The organism is Parvibaculum sp., from assembly GCF_035511255.1.
Taxonomy (GTDB): domain Bacteria; phylum Pseudomonadota; class Alphaproteobacteria; order Parvibaculales; family Parvibaculaceae; genus Parvibaculum.
Window position 1 is genome coordinate 1 of sequence record NZ_DATKFR010000354.1, and the last position, 3,043, is coordinate 3,043.

The 3,043-nt window shown below is 64.9% G+C and carries 2 protein-coding genes; one reads left to right on the forward strand and one right to left on the reverse strand.

Features of this window, described 5'->3' with window-relative positions:
* Nucleotides 1–295: 295 nt before the first annotated feature.
* Nucleotides 296–1,405 (reverse strand): methyltransferase, encoded by a 1,110-nt coding sequence (locus VMR03_RS13675; RefSeq protein WP_325406134.1) that lies wholly within the window; start codon nt 1,403–1,405, stop codon nt 296–298.
* A gap of 129 nt (nt 1,406–1,534) precedes the next feature.
* Here VMR03_RS13675 and VMR03_RS13680 point away from each other — a divergent pair, with 129 nt between their 5' ends.
* Nucleotides 1,535–2,839: an NADH:flavin oxidoreductase/NADH oxidase family protein gene (locus VMR03_RS13680; RefSeq protein ID WP_325406136.1), complete on the forward strand. Its 1,305-nt coding sequence runs from the start codon at nt 1,535–1,537 to the stop codon at nt 2,837–2,839.
* The last annotated feature ends 204 nt before the right edge of the window (nt 2,840–3,043 follow it).

The window sequence follows — 3,043 nt, forward strand, 5'->3', positions numbered from 1 at the left end:
GCCACAGGTTTTGGAGACTTCTGCGCCTTGGGTGCGGCGGCAAAGAGATCGCTGGTGTCGTCGGATTTGGACGTCTTGCGGGCGGCCATGAAAACTCAAACTTCAAGATGGGGGAACGAATCGAGGCCGATTGTAGGGCGCAGAGGCGGGCAGGGGCAATCGGCACAGCGGCTTCGCCCTTCGAGACGGCGCTATCGCGCCTCCTCAGGGTGAGGGCGCTGAAGTGGTTCCTCACCCTGAGGAGGGCCGCAGGCCCGTCTCGAAGGGCGAGGCCGAAAGCCTCACGGCCTCCGTATCAAATCGGACTCCCCTCGATAACGCTGGCGAGCGAGATCGTCGGCACGATGCGGTCGAGGCGGAAGCCGGCCTTCGCCATCAGCGCGCGATATTCCTCTTCGGTGCGCTCGCGGCCCGTCGTCGCGACCAGCATTTCGAGATCGAGGAATTTCGAGAAATGCGGAACGCCGGGCGCGGGGATCACATGCTCGACGAGGAGGAGCTTGCCGCTCGCCGGAATCTTCGCGCGTATGTTCTTCATGATGAGGATCGATTCCTCGTCCGACCAGTCGTGAACGATATGCTTCATCAGATAGGCGTCGGCACCGCCCGGCACGCCGTCGAAGAAGCTGCCGCCCTCGACCGTCACGCGCGGCCCGAGGCCTGCCGCTTCGAAATAGCGCTTCGCGCCATCCGCCGTCTGGGGCAGGTCGAAGAGGACGCCCCTTGCGCCCGGATTGAGCATCAGGATCGAAGCGAGCACGGCGCCGTAGCCGCCGCCGATATCGGCAATCGTCTTGAAAGGTGAAAAATCATAGGCCGCGAGTACCGGATCGAGTTCCATATCCGAGACGTTGACCATGCCCTTGTCGAAAATGTCGGCGCGTTCCGGCGTGCCCGAGATGTGCTCGAAGGGTTTTTTGCCGTGCAGGTGTTCAATGGCGTTGCCGCCGGTCCTGGCGCAATGGTCGAGCGCGCCCCAGTTGTCCCAGTTGAGTTGGCCCTGATAGATCGAGAAATAGCGCATCGATTGCGGGTGGTCGGTCCTCAGCGTCGCGCCGATCGGCGTCAGGCGAAACTCGCCGGCGCGGTCCTCCGCGAAGATGCCAACGGTCGAGAGCGCCCGCATGATGCGGTAGAGCGCATCCGGGTGAAGCTCGAGCTTCTCGGCAAGCGCGCGGGACGACGTCGCGGCATTCTCGCTCATGTGATCGGCGACGCCGAATTTCGCCATGACCGAGATCGACTGCGAGGCCCAGAAGCCCGTCAGCATTTCGACGACGGCGACCGGGGGCGGCACCATGCGGCGCGTCAGGCCGGTGAGCCCGTCCCTGATCCTGCCGAGAAATCCCACAATGGCCGCCGGCGGAAGCTTCGGCTTCGCCGTCCGGAATTTGAGCCCGTCCATGATTCCCCCCTCTGGAACGCTGAATTTACGCATCTCTCCGGCCGCGCCGCAATCGTCTCGCTTCGCCGTCTTGATCGGTCCGACCGATCTGTCACATTCGGTCATCGCGAAATTCAGGGAGGAATTCCGATGTCCGGCAAGATCACCATCTCGACGCCCTTCACGCTGCCCTGCGGCGCGGTGCTGAAGAACCGTCTGTCCAAGGCGGCCATGACCGAAGGGTTGGGCGACGGACGGAACCGCGCGACCGAAGGCCATGTGAAGCTTTACCGCCGCTGGGCGGAGGGCGGGGCGGGGATGCTCATCACCGGCAATGTCCATGTCGACCGGCGCTATCTCGAACGTCCCGGCAATGTGGCGATCGACGGGCCGCAATCGAACGAGGCGATCGCGGCGCTGCGCGACTACGCCAAGGCGGGCACGGTCGACAACACGCATCTCTGGATGCAGATTAGCCATGCCGGGCGGCAGACACCGGCCTCCGTTAACAACGAGCCGGTCGGCCCTTCCGACAAGATCCTCGACATGCCGGGCGCGCAATTCGGCAAGCCGCGCGCGCTCACCGGCGCCGAGATCGAGGACGTTATCCGGCGCTTCGCCTTCGTCGCCACGGTGGCGCGGGATACGGGCTTCACCGGCGTACAAATCCACGGCGCGCATGGCTATCTGATCTCCGAGTTCCTTTCGCCGGACGTCAACAACCGCACCGACGAATGGGGCGGCAGCCTCGAAAACCGGGCGCGGCTTCTCCTGGAAGTCGTGCGCGCGGTGCGCAAGGCGGTGGGCGCCGACTTCCCGGTTTCGGTGAAACTCAACTCGGCGGATTTCCAGCGCGGCGGCTTCAGCCATGAGGACTCGTTGAAGGTCGCGGGCTGGCTCAACGACGAGCATGTCGATCTGGTCGAGATTTCAGGCGGCACCTACGAGCAGCCCGCGCTCACCGGCCGCGAGGACATGACGCTCCATCCAGAGCGCACCGAGAAGCGCCGCCAGAGTACCGTCGCGCGCGAAGCCTATTTCCTCGACTACGCCGCCGACATCCGCAAGACCGTCACCCTGCCGCTGATGGTGACGGGCGGCTTCCGCACGCTCGACGGCATGAACGCGGCGCTGCAGTCCGGCGCGACCGACATCATCGGCCTCGGCCGCCCGCTCTGTGTCGATCCGGCGATTGCGGCGCGTCTTCTCAGCGGCGAGCTGCGCGAGACGCCGGCCTTTGAAAAGACGCTGCGCATCGGGCCCGGGCTTCTCGGTCCGTCGAGCCCCGTCGCGCTGGTGCGTGGCCTCAATGGCTGGGGTCAGCAGGGCTGGTTCTGTCTGCAGCTTCTGCGCATGGGCGCTGGCCTCGATCCAGATGTGAAACTCGGCGTCTTCAAGGCGTTCCGCGATTACGCGAAGAACGAGGCGAAAGCGGCGGCTGCAATGGTGCGCTAACGTATGCGCTAGACCCAAATAAAAAGTGTCGTCCCGGGACTTGTTCCCGGGACCCGTCTTCGTCGTCGTGTTGCGATCTGGCGCCGGGAATAAAACCCGGCGCGATGTTTAGGGGGGCGGAGAAACTCACCACCGTCCGCTCGCGCCGCCGCCGCCGGAGCTTCCTCCACCGCCGCCGAAACCTCCACCGCCTCCGCCGAAGCC